This is a genomic window from Sporomusa sp. GT1 (genome assembly GCF_014634905.1).
Classification (GTDB): Bacteria; Bacillota; Negativicutes; order Sporomusales; family Sporomusaceae; genus Sporomusa; species Sporomusa sphaeroides.
The window spans coordinates 32,734-50,261 of the sequence record NZ_BMBX01000005.1 but is presented as its reverse complement, the minus strand read 5'-3'; the positions used below and the strand labels follow the sequence as shown (position 1 = coordinate 50,261).

At 50.6% G+C, this 17,528-nt stretch carries 15 protein-coding genes; all 15 read right to left on the bottom strand.

Translation table 11 applies throughout. From position 1 onward, the window contains the following. Positions 1-20: 20 nt before the first annotated feature. The 15 genes from GT1_RS08825 to GT1_RS08755 all read right to left on the bottom strand — a co-directional run bounded on the left by GT1_RS08825 (position 21) and on the right by GT1_RS08755 (position 17,440). The gene (locus GT1_RS08825) at positions 21-1,526 is read right to left on the bottom strand and encodes a DASS family sodium-coupled anion symporter (protein ID WP_223226130.1); all 1,506 of its coding nucleotides are present in this window, start codon (positions 1,524-1,526) and stop codon (positions 21-23) included. 228 nt (positions 1,527-1,754) lie between these two features. Then, a complete protein-coding gene (locus GT1_RS08820; protein ID WP_188398394.1) occupies positions 1,755-2,537 on the bottom strand; it encodes a LytTR family DNA-binding domain-containing protein in 783 nt (260 codons plus the stop codon). Between the two features lie 167 nt (positions 2,538-2,704). Next, the gene (locus GT1_RS08815; protein WP_075752420.1) at positions 2,705-3,226 is read right to left on the bottom strand and encodes a 2-oxoacid:acceptor oxidoreductase family protein; all 522 of its coding nucleotides are present in this window, start codon (positions 3,224-3,226) and stop codon (positions 2,705-2,707) included. Position 3,227: 1 nt separating this feature from the next. Continuing rightward, a complete protein-coding gene (locus GT1_RS08810) occupies positions 3,228-4,046 on the bottom strand; it encodes a 2-oxoacid:ferredoxin oxidoreductase subunit beta (RefSeq protein WP_188398393.1) in 819 nt (272 codons plus the stop codon). A 12-nt stretch (positions 4,047-4,058) separates the two neighbouring features. After that, positions 4,059-5,195, bottom strand: a complete 1,137-nt coding sequence (locus GT1_RS08805; protein WP_188398392.1) for a 2-oxoacid:acceptor oxidoreductase subunit alpha — start codon at positions 5,193-5,195, stop codon at positions 4,059-4,061. A gap of 153 nt (positions 5,196-5,348) precedes the next feature. Then, positions 5,349-5,534, bottom strand: a complete 186-nt coding sequence (locus GT1_RS08800) for a ferredoxin family protein (protein WP_075752414.1) — start codon at positions 5,532-5,534, stop codon at positions 5,349-5,351. A 183-nt stretch (positions 5,535-5,717) separates the two neighbouring features. After that, entirely contained in the window at positions 5,718-7,094 is a 1,377-nt protein-coding gene (locus GT1_RS08795) for an FAD-binding oxidoreductase (RefSeq protein ID WP_188398391.1), read from the bottom strand. A 13-nt stretch (positions 7,095-7,107) separates the two neighbouring features. Next, on the bottom strand, positions 7,108-8,376 hold the full coding sequence (locus GT1_RS08790) for a (Fe-S)-binding protein (RefSeq protein WP_188398390.1): 1,269 nt from the start codon (positions 8,374-8,376) through the stop codon (positions 7,108-7,110). Beyond that, the gene (locus GT1_RS08785; RefSeq protein ID WP_188398389.1) at positions 8,377-9,540 is read right to left on the bottom strand and encodes an FAD-binding oxidoreductase; all 1,164 of its coding nucleotides are present in this window, start codon (positions 9,538-9,540) and stop codon (positions 8,377-8,379) included. 248 nt (positions 9,541-9,788) lie between these two features. Further along, positions 9,789-11,369, bottom strand: a complete 1,581-nt coding sequence (gene serA, locus GT1_RS08780) for a phosphoglycerate dehydrogenase (protein WP_188398388.1) — start codon at positions 11,367-11,369, stop codon at positions 9,789-9,791. Between the two features lie 348 nt (positions 11,370-11,717). Further along, positions 11,718-11,873 (bottom strand): hypothetical protein, encoded by a 156-nt coding sequence (locus GT1_RS08775; RefSeq protein ID WP_158027033.1) that lies wholly within the window; start codon positions 11,871-11,873, stop codon positions 11,718-11,720. A gap of 134 nt (positions 11,874-12,007) precedes the next feature. Continuing rightward, positions 12,008-12,691, bottom strand: a complete 684-nt coding sequence (locus tag GT1_RS08770) for a Crp/Fnr family transcriptional regulator (protein ID WP_109298164.1) — start codon at positions 12,689-12,691, stop codon at positions 12,008-12,010. A gap of 331 nt (positions 12,692-13,022) precedes the next feature. Beyond that, on the bottom strand, positions 13,023-14,690 hold the full coding sequence (locus GT1_RS08765; RefSeq protein ID WP_188398387.1) for a formate--tetrahydrofolate ligase: 1,668 nt from the start codon (positions 14,688-14,690) through the stop codon (positions 13,023-13,025). Positions 14,691-14,862: 172 nt separating this feature from the next. Further along, positions 14,863-15,579 carry a response regulator transcription factor gene (locus GT1_RS08760; RefSeq protein WP_075752398.1) on the bottom strand — a complete coding sequence of 239 codons (717 nt, stop codon included), beginning with the start codon at positions 15,577-15,579 and terminating at the stop codon, positions 14,863-14,865. Further along, a complete protein-coding gene (locus GT1_RS08755) occupies positions 15,566-17,440 on the bottom strand; it encodes a cell wall metabolism sensor histidine kinase WalK (protein WP_188398386.1) in 1,875 nt (624 codons plus the stop codon). The genes GT1_RS08760 and GT1_RS08755 overlap by 14 nt, the downstream gene beginning before the upstream one ends. Between the last annotated feature and the right edge of the window lie 88 nt (positions 17,441-17,528).

Here is a 17,528-nt window from a genome sequence, read left to right as displayed (position 1 = left end):
TCTCTGTCTATGCGCCCCGGCTATAACAGGCCGATCCATTTCCACCAGGTAAACGCCGTGATAATCCACAGCCCCCAGATAATCAGACCGAGTATCACCGAAGACTTCAGTTGTTCGGTTACGGTATAATAGCCGGTTCCAAACATAATGATATTTCCCATGGTATTGAAGGGTAAAAACAGCGCATACGCCATCATAATGGCCAGCGGCATAACAAAACTGACAATATCAAAGCCCAGGGTTTTTGCCAGGCCGATGTAAATAGGGATCATAACTCCGGTCATGGCCGTAGTGGTGGACCAAATAACATGACTAAATATGCTAAAGCCAATCAGGATGATGAGCAGCGGCAGCATAGCCACGCTTTGCAGGCCGAGCGCACCGAGCAGCGCTTTGATAATCCACTCAAACGCCTTGGTTTTCATCAAAGCATCACTTAAGGTCAGTACCCCGCCAAAGTAGACGAACAGTTCCCACGGCAGTGATTTTTCGGTTTCTTTCCAGTCAAGCACGCCGATACGGGGGGTAAATATCAGCATGGACACCAGGAAGGCCACCATGGTGGAGTTAAACTTATGGATCGCGTCGGTAGACCACAGCACCAGCGCCAGAACAAAGTATAAAATAGCCTTTTTTTCACGGGCAGACATGGCCCCCATAGCGCTGAGCTCTTGTTTTATATAGTCGATACCGCCAGGCAGGGCCTTTACTTCGGAGGGATACAGTTTCAGCAGCAGCCAGCCGGTTAATGCCAGAATAATAATGTTGGTGGGCAGTGCCGCCAGGGCCCAGTAACTCCAGGTGGTGTAAAGGGACATGCCGGCTGCGGCGGCAATCATGCCGATAGCTACCGGATTTGGGATGGTGCCGGTCAGAAAAGCGGAGCCGGTAATATTGGAAGTAAACGTGCTGGCCAGCATGAGCGCCTTGCCAAAATTGCTCTGACCCGGCTTGGCTTTATAGGCTTCCGCGATCCCTTCCACAATTGGCAGCATAGCGGCAGTCCGGGCGGTATTGGATGGTGTCAGCGGCGCTATAATAAAATTTGCCAGCATGGAGGCATAAATAGCGCCGGTGGGTGTCCGTCCCAGCACCTTCATCATTTGCAGCGCCAGCCGCTTGGCTACGCCGGATTTGGTCATGGCAATGGAGAGCACAAAGCCGGTAACCAGCAGCCATAAGGAGGATGACGCAAAGCCACCTACCGCAAAGTTGGCATCTCTGATTAACTGTCCGGCTTGATCTACTTTGCCTGCCGGGTTCCCCACCCAGAAATACAGTAATGTGACTACGAAAAACGTGCTTACGGCAAAATTAACTCCTATGGTTATCCAGGCAACCACCGCACCGCCAAATATTGCCAGCAATTTATGCTGCGCCACCGTCATGGTCACCGGGGTAGGCATAGCCCATATTGCCAGCCCGACCAAGATGGCTGCAATCAACCCGTACTTTCTACCCCATTCTTCAATAGCACTCATATTGGCCCCCGTATTTGTGTTAACAGCTACATTTGTTTTTGTCACATGTTTCGCTCCTCTCTACGCCTTACGTAATTTACCGGGCTCTACTATTGCTGCTGAGTTACTCATACATCGCCTCCATATTAATTAAATATTTAGAAACTCAACTCAATTCTAAATAGTAACAACCAGAGAAGGCTATGCGATACCGACCAACAACGGAAAATCACCGACCAGCGGACAATAGCAAGGACAAAAAAAAGCGCCGCCCCGGAGGGCGGCGGCTTGCAGCTACAACTCTATATACTCTTTCAGCCTGGCAGCGTACGCTCTGCCGACCGGAACCTCCTGGCTCCTGCCGACAGCAGTTTTTTGCAGTATCAGTATATAACCTTTATTAAACCAGGTGGCAATCTCTTTAATCTGGTTCACGTTCACAATATAGTTGCGGTGACAGCGGAAAAAACGGTCTGCCGGCAATTTGCCTTCGAACTCCTGCAAGGTCAGCTTAGTCCGGTAGCTTTCACCGTCAAGGGTTTTAATATACACCAGCCGGTCTTTGGCATAAACAAGCTCAATTTTGTCACTGTCGATAATCTCCATGCGGTCCCCTTTTTCAACCGAAAATTTACGGACACCACCGGGTTTCGACAGTTCCTTATTGCCGCCTGTCTTTGCCTTTACGCTGGCGCCTGCCAGCATTTTTTCAAATTTACCCATCACCCGCTGGATGTCGGCTTCATCGTAGGGCTTAAGAATATAGTCCATCGCATTTACCGCAAAGGCTTGCAAAGCATATTCGTCATAAGCTGTGGAAAAAACCAGCGCCGGCGGCTCTTCGCAGGCAATAATGCTTGCTGCTACCTCCAGCCCGGTCATGCCCGGCATCTGAATATCCAGAAAAGCAATATCAGGCTTATGTGTTTTTATCAACTGCAACGCCGCCTCGCCGTCATGGGCCACGCCTACAATCTGCAGCTCGGGATAAGTTTCCAGCAACAACGCCTGCAGTTCCAGCGCCATTAATTTTTCATCATCGGCAATGACAACCTTGGCACCCTTCAGCCGTGTCATCGACATCACCTCCTGCCAGAATAAACGAACAGACACCACGGGTGTCCTGCTTTTCTCCGGCCGCATTTCCCGCAGCAACATCCAAATACATTGTAACATAATAAACGGCTATCAACATGAACAACAGCAACCTCTGGCACTTAAGTGCCAGAGGTTGCTCAATATTTTTACACAGCCTGATAACCGGTTTGGAGCGCCAGCCGGTTCATTTCCTCAGTTCCTTTGGGCACACGGGCCAGCACGGCCTGTTCCAGAGCGGTCAGGCCGACGGTATCGGTGAGCTTGGCAATGGTCCCGAGGGCAACGATGTTGGCGAACAGCTCACGGCCGCATTTATCTTTTGCCAGTTGGGTAATGGGAACGGCATGCACCTGTTTGTAGTGTGCCGGCACATCCCGGACAAAGGTGCTATCAATAATGAGCAGGCCGTCTTCCTTGAGGTCCGGACCATATTTATTGAGTGCTTCCTGGGTCATGGCCAGAAGCAGGTCAGGAGTCGCAACTTTAGGATAATGGATGCGTGCATCACTGATAATGACCTCCGATTTGCTGGAACCACCGCGGGCTTCCGGCCCGTAGGACTGGGACTGTATGGCCTCTTTGCCGTCGGCAATGGCGGCTTCGGCCAGAATGATGCCGGCCAGGATCAATCCCTGCCCGCCTGAGCCGCTTAATCTGACTTCCATCATGCTAAGAACGCCCTCCCATCGCTTGTTTGATGATTTTGCCGTATTCGGCCGTATATTCAGGCGCAGTTTTCTGATGCAGCAGACCTATGGGAATTTTCCCGGCCAGCTGCTCCGGTGTAAGCTTGCCCATGGCTTCGACCGGCACGGTATTGTCCCGCTGCCAGGCCAGCAGTGCGGCCGGTTTTCCCAGCTTGTTCTGCCTGCCGAACGAGATGGGACAGCCGGTCATGGCTTCCACCACGGCAAAGCCTTCGTGCTGGATGGCTTTGGTTACCAGTTCGGCAAGCTGCTTGGCATGGTAGGTGGTTGACCTGGCAACAAAGGTGGCACCGGCCCCTTTGGCCAGCTCAGCTAAATCAAAAGCGCGGTCAACATTGCCGTAAGGGGCGGTGGTGGCTTTGGCCAGATGGGGCGTCAGCGGCGAGTACTGCCCGCCGGTCATACCATAGATATTGTTGTTAAAGACAATGACAGTAAGATCAATGTTGCGTCTGGCAGCATGAATAAAATGATTGCCGCCAATAGCGGTAGCATCGCCATCGCCGGTAATAACCAGCACCTTGTGCCCCGGCTTGGTCAGCTTAATCCCGGTAGCAAACGGCAGTGCCCGGCCATGGGCCGTATGCAGGGTGTCAAAATGCAGATAGCCGGGAGCCCGTGACGAGCAGCCAATTCCCGACACAATGGTGGTTTTATCCTGATCAAGCCCCAGCTTGTCAATAGCCCGGACAATGGCGGCCGTTACAATGCCATTGCCACAGCCGGGACACCACATATGCGGCAGTTTGGGGCGAAAGTATTTTTCCAGTAATTGTTCCATCTTGTTCCCTCCCTATTTGACGTTTGCTTCGGCAATGGCTGCCAGCATTTCGGCAGGTGTAATCGGATCATTATTCCATTTGGCCAGCGATATCACCCGGGCCTGTCCGGCAACAATCCGCTCCACTTCATCGACATACTGCCCGTAGTTGAGTTCGGCCACAATAATGGTTTTGACCTGCTTCGCCAGGGCGGCAAGCTGCTTTTCCGGCGACGGCCAGATGGTAATGGGCCGGAACAAGCCTGCCCTGATTCCCTGTTCACGCGCCATTTCAATGGCGGCATAGGCCGTACGGGCCGTACCGCCGAAGGCAATAACGGCAACCTCGGCATCGGCCAGCTGCTGTTCTTCAAAGGTAACAATATCATCAATATGATCGGTAATTTTGGTATGCAGCCTGGCAATCAATTCATGCGAAGTACTGTTGGCACCGCTGGGAAAGCCGGTATAATCATGGGCCAGCCCGGTTACATGAAACCGGTAGCCGTCACCATAGGCCGGCATGGGGGGAACACCATCTGCTTCCGGCTTATAAGGAAGAAACTCGCCCGGCGGCAAAGCGGGCTTTTTCCGGCTAATAAGCTTCAGGCTGTCCGGCTCGGGCAGCTCGATTTTTTCCCGCATATGACCGATGATTTCGTCCAGCAGCAGCACTACCGGCGTGCGATATTTCTCAGCCAGATTAAAGGCCTCCACCGTCAGGCTGAAACATTCCGGGACACTGGCAGGGCTGAGGGCAATAACTCCCCTGTCGCCATGGGAACCCCAGCGGGCCTGCATGATATCGGCCTGGGCCGGCGAGGTCGGCTGGCCGGTGCTGGGGCCAACCCGCTGTACATTGACGATAACACAGGGTACTTCGGCCATAGAGGCATAGCCAATTAACTCCTGTTTCAGGGAAAAACCGGGACCGCTGGTGGCTGTCAGGGATTTCACACCTGTCAGTGAGGCGCCGATGGTGGCGGCCATGCCGGCAATCTCGTCCTCCATTTGGATAAAGGTACCGCCCACCTGCGGCAGGCGCCTGGCCAACAGCTCGGCCACCTCGGTAGACGGTGTTATCGGATAGCCGGCGAAAAACCTGGCACCGGCGGCAAGCGCGCCTTCTGCACAAGCATGATTTCCCTGCATCAGTACTGCTTTTGCCATAAATACATTCCTCCGTTCGTCATCTTCCTATTTATCCGGTGGCTAACTCGCTCTAAGACTCCCGTCTCTTTCGGCGGGAGTAAGCGCGACTAAGCCCCTGGATAATTCCGACTAGGATTCAGCTGGGGTTAACCCCCCACCTGAATCAAGTCTCTATTTATCTGCAGTTACATAAATGGCATAATCCGGGCATCTGAGCTCGCATTGTCCGCAGGCCACACAGTTGTCGGCAGCAGCCACCTCAATCTTGCCCATTTCATCAAGCTGCAGTACTTTTTTCGGGCAGAACTCAACACAGATGCCACAGCCCTTGCAGTACCGGGTCACGATTTTTAGCATTTCTTCTTCCTCCCCATAAAGTAGACTTGGCTTCAGGTGGAGGTTTAACTCCACCTGAAGGTTAACCGCCCAACTTCCAGGGGCTTAGCCGCTCGCCTGTGCCCGCCGGGGTAACCCCCCATTGGTAGAAGCAGGAGCCTTAGAGCGGGTTAGCCTCAGGATACATTTACTGCCGGCAGGCACTTAGGCATTAAACAATTTACCAGGATTCAGCAGTCCCTGTTCATCCATTACCTGTTTAATCCTCTGCCCGGCGGCGAAACCGGTTTCGCCTGTCTCCCATTTGAGAAACGGCGCTTTCATATAGCCGATGCCATGTTCGCCGGACAGCGTGCCGCCAAGGTCCAACGCAGCTTTAAACAATTCCTCCACCGCTTGCTCGACCCGTTCCATCTCTTCATGGTCGTGCTTATTGCTCAAAATATTGGGATGGAGATTGCCGTCACCGGCGTGGCCAAAAATAACCATCTTTAAATTATATTTTTGGGCAATCTCCCGCAGCCGGCGAACCATGGCCGGAATCTGGCTGCGCGGCACGGTGGCGTCTTCGGAGATTTTAGTCGGGTTGATCTTGCCGCAGGCCGGAGAAATAGCGCGGCGGGCCTGCCACAGTTTGTCAATGTCCTCAGGCGTCGAGGCTGCCTGGATCTCGGTGGCGCCGCACTGTTTGCACACCTTCATGACATGTCCGGCCTGTTTGGCAATGGCGGCCGCGCTGCCGTCCACTTCTATCAGGAGAATGGCCTCGGCATTAACCGGCAGGCCAACCTTAAGGTAATCCTCCACCGCCCGGATGGTCAGGTTATCCATAATTTCCAGGGTGGTCGGAATAGTGCCGGAGGCAATCATTTCACTGACCGTGTTGGCAGCATCATCCAGACTGTTAAAAATAGCCAGCAGGGTTTGTTTGGCGCTGGGTTTATCGACAAGCTTCAGGTAGATTTTAGTAACAATACCCAGCGTCCCCTCCGAGCCGACCAGCAGCATAGTCCAGTCCGGCCCGGCCATATCGCCGTCAAATTTGTTGCCCAGTTCGACAACACTGCCGTCAGGCAGTACAACTTCCAGCCCCAGCACATAATCCCTGGTAATGCCGTATTTGACCCCGCGGGGGCCGCCGGCGCATTCGGCGATATTGCCGCCCATGGTGGAGGTCTTGGCGCTGGCCGGATCAGGCGGATAGAACAAGCCGGCCTGGTTTACGGCATTGACAAAGGCTTCGGTAATCACCCCGGTTTCCACCACCGCCACCCGGTTGGCTTTATCAATTTCTATAATCCGGTTAAGCCGGGTAAGCACCAGGGCGATACCGCCCTGCACCGGTACCGAGCCGCCGGACAGACCGGTGGCCGCGCCTCTGGCTGTTACCGGCACATTGTACTGCCTTGCCAGTTTGACGATAGCTACAATCTCCTCCACACTGCCGGGCTTAACCACCACATCGGGGGGGAAATCCCGGAAGGTGGCGTCAAAGGAATAACAGATGCGGTCTTCCAGCTGCTCCATAACATATTGGGCGCCAACCAGCCGTTTTAACTCAGCAAGCATTTGCTGCTCCATGTTTCTCCCCCTCCTAGTCCAGGCCGTACGCCTGGGCAATAATTTCGGCCGTGTGTAATACCCGCATGCTGCTGCCGCGCTGTCCCAGTCCGTCGGTAATATGCATCCGGCAGGCCGAACAACCGGTGGCCAGAATACCGGCACCCGTCTTTTCCGCGTTATCCAGTTTCCAGTCATTGATGGTCCGGGCGATATCATAATAGGCCATGCTGAAGGTGCCGCCGGCACCGCAGCATTTGGCGGCATCCTTCATTTCGGCGTATTCCACGCCGGGAATGGCCTTTAACAGCTGACGCGGCTCTTTGGTAACACCCATGCCACGGACTAAATGGCAGGGGTCGTGATAGGTAATTTTGGCCTTTACTTCCCGCAAATCCTGTTTGAGCCCCACTTCGGCCACGAACTGGGTAATATCCTTTACTTTGGCGGCCAGCGATTCCCAGGCTGTTTTCACGGCCGGATCTTCGATAATAGCGCCGTATTCGTGTTTTAAGGCGGCTCCGCACGAAGCGCAGCCGGTGATAATGGCGTCATAGTTACCGGCTGCCAGCACTTTGACATTTTCCTCAGCCAGATACCGCCCCACCTGATAGTCGCCGGAGGTAAAGGCCGGTGTCCCGCAGCAGCTCTGCCTGGCCGGAATAACCACTTCCACATCGTGGGCTTTGAGGATTTTGACAATGGCTTCCCCTGATTCCGGATAAACATAATTGAGCATGCAGCCGGTATAAAACGCAACTCTGGCCTTGGGGGAAGCTACCTTACTGGTTTCCGGCAGGCAGCTTCTTAAGGGCGTGGAAGCTAACGGCGGGATGATGCGCCGCTGACTAAGCCCGGCGCCAGGCAGGGGAAAGCGCGCCAGCTTGCCTCTGCCGCCAGGAGCGTCTTTGAAGACAATGCCCTGGAAGGCGGCACCCATTTTGAGCCCCAGATCAAACAGCTTACGATAAGTCAGGCCGGTAAAGGCCAGCTTCTTGGCTATTGGCAGGCCGTTTTTCACGGCCAGGGCGCGTCTGGCACTTAAAAACAGTTCATCGGTTCTGACACCTGAGGGACAGCCGGGAGCACAGGCTTTGCACAGCAGGCACTTGGACATCCTGGTTTGCAGCTCAGGGGTCAGTGCCAGCTTGCCTTCGCTTACAGCTTCCAGCAGCTTTACTTTGCCTCTGGCGGTGGTATTTTCATTGTCGGAGACTTGAAATACCGGGCAAACCGACCGGCAGGTGCCACAGCGAATACATTTGACCAGTTGTTGCTGCCATTCTGCATAGTGCTGCTCCATTTATTTCACCTCCTGTAAGGTCGGTCGATTTAAAATCCGTTTGGGGTCAAAAGCGGCTTTGGCCCGCTGCTCAAGCTCTGCCAGGGGGCCGCTCCGGCATTTTCCTGTCAGGCGGTCATACTTGCCGGCAAGAACGCCGCCTGCCCGTATCAGGGCTGCGGCAAGTTCCTCAATAAAGGCGTGATCCGGCTGCACTCCGGCAAAAACAAGGTTAAGTTTGCCTTCGGCCACCTGGCCGAACAGGCCGGCTTTAACCCCGCGGCGCCCGGCTAATTCGTAAAACAGGCTGATGAATTCCGCCTGGCGGGTAAAAGCCATTTTATATTCATCGGTCAGTACATACTTATCGGCACACCGGTAAAGAGCGCTCCAGCGGCTTGCCGTTTGCCCGCGACCTTCATTGCGCTCCCGGATTGTGCCGCCATGCTTCTGGATGAGAACAGCGGCATTCTGACATTGCTCACCGGCCTCTTCCTGCAGACCGTCAAACTCCAGCAAGACAAGCTGGCCCTGCGGCGGCTCCTGAAAAAAGTCTTGCACATTCCTGTCCACCCATAACAGATACGCCGGCACCACACCGTTCTCTTTCAAATCCCGGGCAAAAGCCAGCACCTCATCCACCTCATTAAAGGCGACGGCAAGCCCGGTACGTGTTTCCGGTAAGGGCAGCAGCTTCAACAGAAACTTGACCGTAATACCATAATCGGTATAAGGCGCGTTGAAAAAACGGGTAAAATCATAGCCGGTTACATTCTTAACGGTTTTCCCGCCTGTTGTTAATAGTTCGCCGTCAGGCAGGACAATTTCCGAGCCCATCAGAAAATGCTTGGCACTCCCGTATTTAAGGCTGGACAGGTTGGAACAGCCTTCATAAAACAACCGGCCCACTGTTTTGTCCTGATAAAAGGGAGTGTCGGCCGGGATAAAGCGCAGGCCCTGCTCAGCCAGCCTGGCGGCCAGGATGCCGAGGGTAACGCCGGGACCGACGACGGCGACAAGGTTGGCGGCGTCAATTTCGAAAATTTGATTCAGGTTGGACAAATCAAGCATTACTCCCTCAGACTGGCCTGAGCGGTAAGTATATATCGGACTGCCGGCAGCGGCGGCGGTCCGCACCAGGTGCTGCAACTCCTCGACCGATTGAGGGGACACGGATTGGCTCACGTAAAGACCTCCTTTAAAGGCATTTCTATCACTATACTAGCTGCTGCGTAAACACCACAACAGCAAATTACGACCAAACGCAGGAATTGACTGACGAACCTATGGAATCTGCCCACAAAGTGCGCTTGGAATAGTCGGAAATTTCTTTATTCGTGAGGATGCTAAAAAAACACTCATACTGAGTGTTTTTTTAGCATCCGGATACACCTTCACAATACTTTACCGGGTTTTCCCAGCCCCAGCAGCCGCTATAGTTTTACAAACCGGACCCGCAGAATGCCTTCGACCCCGCCAAGGAATTCCAAAGTTTCTTTGGAAACTTCCGAATCAACGGTCAGCACCATCATGGCCTGCTGCTCGGTGAACTTACGCCCAAGCTGCATGGTGGCAATATTGACCTTGCCAACCCCCAGTAAGGTTCCCATTTGTCCGACAACACCGGGTTTATCCATGTTTTCCGCGATCAGCATATAAGGAGCAGGATGAACATCAAATTCATAGCCATTAATTTCAACAATCCGCAGCTCCCCTTTGCCAAAGGTAGTGCCGCTGATGGTAAACTCCCGGCCTTTTGATTTAACCTTGACGGTAATCAAGGTCAGGTAATTTTCCACTATAGATTCTTTGCTTTCGGTTACGGTAACACCCCTGCTTTTAGCAATAATATTGGCATTCACATAATTTATCCGCTCTTTAAGAACCGGCTCAAACAAACCCTTCAATATAGCCAGTGAAATGACCGAGGTTTCCATGGCCGCAACCTCGCCTCTGTAAATAATCTCTACCTTATCTACAGCTTCCTTTTCCAGCTGGTAATACATCTTGCCCAGGGTTTCACCCAGCTTTAGATAGGCTTTGACGGTATCCAGCTCCTGCGCCGGCAGGGTAGGCAGATTGACGGCGTTTGGCACCATTTCTCCCCTTAGCGCGGCAATCACCTCTTGAGCCACAGTTATACCGACATTATCCTGGGCCTCAACCGTATCGGCACCTGCGTGAGGCGTTATAATCACATTGTCTACATCCAACAGCGGCGAAGTAGGCTCAGGTTCCCCTTCCGGCACATCAACCCCGGCCCGTTTGACAATATTGGCTTTCATGGCCTCAATCAGCGCAGCCTCGTTCACAATACCGGCCCGGGCACAATTGATGACAGTCATGCCTTTTTTCGCAGCTTTAAACTGGTCTTTGCCAATCATCCCATAGGTTTCTTCGGTTTTAGGGGTATGCACGGTAAGAATATCACACTTGCTCATCAAATCTTCCAGCTTTTCTTGTTTCTCCACACCCAGATTCTTGAACCGGCTGTCGCTGATATAGGGATCATAGGCAATAATGTTCATCCCAAATGATTTCAGCCGGGTTGCCACCAGCGACCCGATCCGTCCCAAACCCACAATACCTACTGTTTTCCCCTGAAGCTCCATGCCTTTAAGGCCGGAACGATCCCAAACGCGTTCCTGGAGACGGTTATGAAGCTGCGGAATATTGCGGCAGGTGGCAAACAACAGGCCAATACTCAGTTCGGCTGCCGATACGATGTTGGATTCCGGGGTGTTGACAACAATAATCCCGCGTTTGGTGGCACCATTCATTTCAATATTGTCGACACCATTGCCGGCGCGTCCTACTACCTTTAACCGGGTGGCTTTTTGGTATAATTCTTCATTGACTTTGGTGTTGCTTCTGACAATCAGGGCATCATACTCACCGATAATTGCCAATAGTTCTTCGCGCGAAAGATTGGTTTTTATATCAACACTCGCGCCTTCTTGCGTAAGTTTTTCAACCCCTTTTTGTGCAATCTGTTCCGAAATAAGTATTTTCATAATTCTACCTCCATTTTATCTTAATCGTTGAGTCAGGACTCCTGCCGCCACAGGCGGCATCAGCTCAGGCAGGGCAGACTTTCCGCCTGAACCGCTGATGTTTGGCTCTGCTGAAATGAGTTCACTGGAATTTACTTAGTCTTTACGGACACCGGCGCGAAGCCTTTGGCAAAAGCGAAAGCCATGTGCCCTTACCCTGATAGAAAGGTATATGTTCCATCAGGATAAAAAAAAACTCACCCCACTACAATTGGGGCGAGTTTTCACCCGCGTTGCCACCCAGCTTAGACCGAAAATACTACATGTACCGGCAAATAAAAAAGTTCTCCATCCCCTTAGGGACGAGAACTATTCCCGCGTTGCCACCCATGTTGCCTTCCGGCCAACTTTAACCGCTGTATTGGGCGGATCCCATACTGATTCTTCACCAGCCACTCCCAGGCGGAACCTGCCTGTTTGGTGTACCGGCTCGCACCAACCGCCGGTTCTCTGAACACCTTGCATTCGGCTTCCTGTTCATCATGGTAACTATGAACTTATATCGATTATACTGTGTGCACCGGTATAAGTCAAGTGTCTTTTATAAAAGTTGCAGCTTTATATGTCTGCGCATTTATCTGTAAGAAGTTGTGCCAACATTACATTTCCTGATAGCGGCTCAGGCGCTGTTCGTCCAGGATAATAATTTGCTGTTCGGCTAAATCAATAACCTTATCCTTTTTCATCGAGCTGAGAACCCGGCTGACGGTTTCCCGGGTTGTCCCCACCAAATTGGCTAAATCCTGGCGGGTCATATCAATGTCAATCCGAATTCCTCCGGTTACCTCCCGGCCATACTGCTGGGCCAGCCGGCCAAGAATTTGCGCTGTGCGGGCAAACGTGTCCGATAATGCCAGTGTCTTAATCTTCATTTGCGCATGCAGCAGCTTTTTATTCATGACTCTGATAATATGCAATGCAATACGTGGGTTGTCGACTACCACGTTTTCCAGTTCTACATTTTTTATAATTCCAATGACCGAGTCTTCCAAGGCCACCGATGTAGCCGGATAGGGTCCACGGTTAAAAAGCAGCACTTCGGCAAACACTTCGCCGGGCCCCAAAATATTGATAATATGCTCTCTGCCATCCTGAGCCATTTTAACTATTTTTACTTTACCGCTTTTAACATAATGGAAACCTTCGCCAGGCTCACCCTCCATAAATATAATCATATTTTTTTTGTAACGGCGTTCAACCGTGACATTGTCGATGGCTGCCAGATCAACCGGAGCCAACTCCTCAAAAATAGGTAGGTGTTTTAAATACTCTAATTCCACCATGTACATCGCTCCTCTCCTGGAGACTGTCATACCGGAACGCTGAGACAATCCCGCCCTTTTCTATTTTACCATAAAGTGCAAGACTTACGCCAGCGTATGTGGACATGGTGAGTCCCGGAAACTATTATGTAAGATAAGAAAAATACTTTCAACACGACTGAGGCGCGGGCGACCGTTAGGCATAAGCGGAGGTTAAGCGGTCGCAGCGTTGTCTGACGGGCGCCCGCGCCGGGCCTTGTATGACACGTCAAACTTATCTGTTAGGAAAAAAACAAGTGCCGCAAAACGCTTTTTCAAGAAGCGTTTTGCGGCACTCTGATTTTATACTTGCTTAGAATAAACCTACAATCTTACCATCATTGTCAATATCCATCTTAACGGCAGAGGGCTCCTTGGGAAGTCCGGGCATAGTCATGATTTCACCGGTTATGGCTACCAGGAAGCCTGCGCCGGCTGCTACCCGCACTTCGCGAACGGTAATGCTAAATCCTGTTGGACGGCCTGCTTTATTCATATCATCGCTGAGAGAATACTGGGTCTTGGCCATACAAATCGGCGTCTTATCAAAACCCAAAGCCGTAAGTTCCTGAATCGTTTTCTCCGCAGCAGGCGTATAGCTTACGCCGTCTGCTCCATAAATTTTAGTGGCAATTGCTGAAATTTTATCTTTAATTGGCGCTGTTTCATCATAGGCAAAGGTAAATTCGTTAGGCCGTCCGCAGGCAGCCAATACCTTTTCCGCCAACACCTGCCCGCCCAGGCTGCCCTTGGCCCATACTTCGGATAAGGCCACTTCGGCACCCAGCTTATTGCACTGCTCTTCCACAAAACTTAACTCTTGGGCGGTGTCGGTCGGGAACGCGTTGATGGCTACCACAGCCGGCAGGCCAAATTGCTGGATATTCTCAATATGTTTGGTCAGGTTGGCAAGGCCCTTTTCCAGAGCTCCCATATTTTCACCGGCCAGTTCATTCTTAGGAACGCCGCCATGCATTTTCAGGGCACGAACAGTGGCTACGATAACCACAACACTTGGCTTAAAGCCGGCAAAACGGCATTTGATGTCAATAAATTTCTCTGCTCCAAGATCGGCGCCGAAACCGGCTTCGGTTACACAGTAATCTGCCAGCTTGAGGGCATACTTGGTAGCCGACACACTGTTACAACCATGCGCGATATTGGCAAACGGGCCGCCATGAACGAAAGCCGGCGTATTTTCCAGTGTTTGTACAAGGTTGGGTTTGATGGCATCTTTGAACAGCAAGGCTAAGGCCCCGGTTACTTTTAGGTCTTCAGGAGTAACAGGCTTGCCCGCATAGGTATAGGCAACAATAATCCGGCCAATTCTCTCTTTCATATCATCCAGATCTTTGGCTAAGCAAAGAATGGCCATCATTTCCGAGGCAACCGTTATATCAAAACCGGTTTCTCTTGGCACACCGTTAGCCTTGCCGCCAAGCCCGCATACAACATTGCGCAAAGCCCGCTCATTAAGGTCAAGTACCCGGCGCCAGGTAATACGCCGCGGATCGATGCCAAGGGCGTTTCCATGATGCAGGTGGTTATCAATAATGGCAGCCAGCAGGTTATGGGCTGTAGTAATGGCGTGAAAATCGCCGGTAAAGTGAAGATTGATATCTTCCATTGGCACAACCTGTGAATAACCACCGCCGGCGGCACCGCCTTTCACCCCGAAACAGGGTCCTAAAGACGGTTCACGCAGAGCGATGACAACCTTTTTGCCTTTTCGCCGCAGGGAGTCACCAAGTCCAACGGTTGTTGTTGTTTTGCCTTCACCGGCAGGAGTCGGATTTATCGCCGAAACCAGAATCAGTTTGCCATCCGGCCTGTTTTTGATCCGCTCCCAGGTCTTAAGAGCAACTTTTGCTTTGTAGTTACCGTAGAGTTCCAATTCTTCGGCGGGAATCTCTAATTCCCGGGCTACCTCAACAATAGGATTCATTTGTGCAGCTTGTGCAATCTCGACATCACTTTTCATAAATGCTCCCCCTGCCATAATTCATATTTTTTGTGAAGACTGTAATTCTCTGGTTGACTTTGCTTAACCTTAGACAACTCTCTTTTATTGTAGGGCAATACTCATTACGTTCGCATAAAAAATTCCAGCCAGGTATAACAAAAACATTACAAATAACAAAAAACACCATCTGTCATCGATGGTGTTCCTCGGCCTCCCTGCTGGCAATCATATATCCCACTCCGGGATAGGTAACAATACATTCTTCGCTGCAGGCACTGTTTCTAATTTTTTGACGTATACGGGCAATGGCCACCCGCAAATATTCTACATCATCACGATATTCGCTTCCCCACACCTCGCAAAGCAATTGTTCATGCGTAAGTACCTTGCCGGCATTGACCATTAATAGCGAAAACAAGTTATATTCCGTTTCCGTCAGTTTCAGCTCCCGGTCTTTTATCCATACCCGGCGCTGAGCCTGTTTTATGATTATATCACCGTTTTTTAGCTCACTGGCTGCGCCCTGACCGGGTAGTTTGCCGGCAAAACGTCGCAGAACAGCGTTGACTCTGGCGAATAATTCGTCCAGTGAAAACGGCTTGGTAAGATAATCGTCCGCTCCCATATTAAGGCCTTGCACCTTATCATTGGAATTGCCTCGCGCTGTCAGAATAATTACCGGAACGTCGGAAAACTTTCGCAGCCGTTTTAACAGTTCAAACCCATCCATACCGGGCATCATAATGTCCATCAAGACCAGTTCCGGGTCCAAAGCGTCAAAATTAGCCAGAGCCTCAGTTCCGTTTTGAAAGGTGTAAACTTCATACCCTAACGACTTAAGGTTTGCTGCAATAAAGCGCAATATTTTGGGCTCGTCATCAACAATAAATATCCTATACTTTTTCATACTCTGCACCCGCGCTCCTGTATTTAGGAATTGAAATCGTAAAGATGCTGCCGATACCTTCGCTGCTTTGGACCTTAATCATACCATTATGTGCTTCGATAATTCCCTTGCAAATTGTCAAGCCTAAGCCGGTTCCGCCTAAACGCCGCTCCCGCTCGTTATCCACACAATAAAAACGGTCAAAAATTTTCCCCAGATGCCGTTCGTTGATGCCGATCCCATTATCAGCGACACTGATGTGGACATATTCTTCATCACTGTGGGCACTTACTTCAATATGGGGACTGTCATCGTTATAACGAATGGCGTTAGTAAAAAGGTTCAGCAAAACCTGGCCCAGGCGCACTCTGTCACCATAGATAAACGGCAAGCTATCATCTACGATAGATTCAATCTTTGCATTGCTGGCAAAATGCTTGGGAAGCTTTCGGATAGCACTGGTAATAATAGCATGGGGCTGGACAGGTTCTTTGTCCAAACTGATAGCTTTGGCTTCAATCCTGGAGATGTCAAGCCAGTCATTCACCAGTTCCTGGACATGCTCAATATCTTCATGAATTCCTGTCAGCATCTCCCGTTTAAAGTCTTCCTCCCAGTCGGCGTCCTCGCGTAACAGCGTTTCGACACTTCCCCTGATACTGGTAATGGGTGTTTTAAATTCATGCGAAACCATGGAAATTAAATCATTCTTCAGCTTATCAACCTCATGTTCCTTGGTAATATCCCGCCAGACCATGCCTTTGCCGACTTCATCATTCTCATTGCCTGTAACCGGAAAAACTGTAAGCAGAATATACTGATGGCCGGCACCATGCTTAAGTTTCAAATTAAAAACACCGTATCCCCGCTTGGCTTGATCAATTACTTCCCAGTTAGCATCGATAAGGCGATGGGCAATTATCGCAAACAAATAATCCTCCGACATACCAATGATCTCAGAACAGGGAAGAGCAAGCAGTTCGGACATCCGGCCGTTGGCATACACTACCTGGCGACCGTTAATCAGGGTAATAGCATCATACATACTCTCCAGTACGGCCTTTAAGACAGCATGATTTTGCTCCAGCGTTCGCGACAATATTTCATTTTGAAAAATAATACCTGCCGAACGTGACAAGGTCTCCACAAAATCCCGGTCTTGCTGGCTGAGCTGTGAGTGAGGAATTATGAAACAACCGAAAATGTTATTGCCTGAGCGTATTGGCTGAATAGTATATCTGTAAGAAATTATGTACCAGGGCTTATCATTAATTTCAATATCATTAATACCGCGAATATCTTCTCCTGACCCGATTAACGATAATACAGGTTTTCTCAGATACAATTTAACATGAACTCCGGATATCTCAGAAAATTGCCTTAGACACTCTTTAATAATACTCGCTCCCCCCGGATGGGGTGAAATCGGAGTGATTAACTGATTGAGAATGGCTAATTCCTGATTGGTTCTTAGCAAACTGTTAGTTCGTTCTGCTATCCGCTGCTCTAACTCGGCATTTAATGCGGACAGTTCTTGCCGGCTTTCACTATGTTTCTTAGCCATTAATTGAAAATGTTCGGCCATCAATTCGAATTCACGCGGGGCAAATCTGGGAAATATAGCAGCCTGCGTCGCATCGTCCTGGCTAATTAATGCTTGAATAAAGGCTAGCAGACTCTTAATTGTGGAATGTATTCGTCTGGCGTGAAAATAACCAAGCAAGGAAGTAAGCAGTAAAGTAATAGCAATATTTAAAACCACTGATTGAAACGGAGTTTCATAAGTCCCCAGTGATTGTAAAATTCCAAGAATCAGAAACGTAATGATTGGAATAACTAAGAAGGCAATCCAAAGATGCGAAGTGATTGATAAATGTTTCATAAAAATTCCCCGCTATTACTTCCTGTTATAATAAATACCTGCATCGTACCAGACAACAGAATATGATATTATCCGGCTGCCTACTACT

Coding starts and splice junctions, on each gene's coding strand:
- GT1_RS08820 (WP_188398394.1), bottom strand. CDS start 2,537: ATGACACGGCTGAAGGGTGCCAAGGTTGTCATTGCCGATGATGAAAAA.
- GT1_RS08815 (WP_075752420.1), bottom strand. CDS start 3,226: ATGATGGAAGTCAGATTAAGCGGCTCAGGCGGGCAGGGATTGATCCTG.
- GT1_RS08810 (WP_188398393.1), bottom strand. CDS start 4,046: ATGGAACAATTACTGGAAAAATACTTTCGCCCCAAACTGCCGCATATG.
- GT1_RS08805 (WP_188398392.1), bottom strand. CDS start 5,195: ATGGCAAAAGCAGTACTGATGCAGGGAAATCATGCTTGTGCAGAAGGC.
- GT1_RS08800 (WP_075752414.1), bottom strand. CDS start 5,534: ATGCTAAAAATCGTGACCCGGTACTGCAAGGGCTGTGGCATCTGTGTT.
- GT1_RS08795 (WP_188398391.1), bottom strand. CDS start 7,094: ATGGAGCAGCAAATGCTTGCTGAGTTAAAACGGCTGGTTGGCGCCCAA.
- GT1_RS08790 (WP_188398390.1), bottom strand. CDS start 8,376: ATGGAGCAGCACTATGCAGAATGGCAGCAACAACTGGTCAAATGTATT.
- serA (WP_188398388.1), bottom strand. CDS start 11,369: ATGAAAATACTTATTTCGGAACAGATTGCACAAAAAGGGGTTGAAAAA.
- GT1_RS08775 (WP_158027033.1), bottom strand. CDS start 11,873: ATGCAAGGTGTTCAGAGAACCGGCGGTTGGTGCGAGCCGGTACACCAA.
- GT1_RS08770 (WP_109298164.1), bottom strand. CDS start 12,691: ATGGTGGAATTAGAGTATTTAAAACACCTACCTATTTTTGAGGAGTTG.
- GT1_RS08765 (WP_188398387.1), bottom strand. CDS start 14,690: ATGAAAAGTGATGTCGAGATTGCACAAGCTGCACAAATGAATCCTATT.
- GT1_RS08760 (WP_075752398.1), bottom strand. CDS start 15,579: ATGAAAAAGTATAGGATATTTATTGTTGATGACGAGCCCAAAATATTG.
- GT1_RS08755 (WP_188398386.1), bottom strand. CDS start 17,440: ATGAAACATTTATCAATCACTTCGCATCTTTGGATTGCCTTCTTAGTT.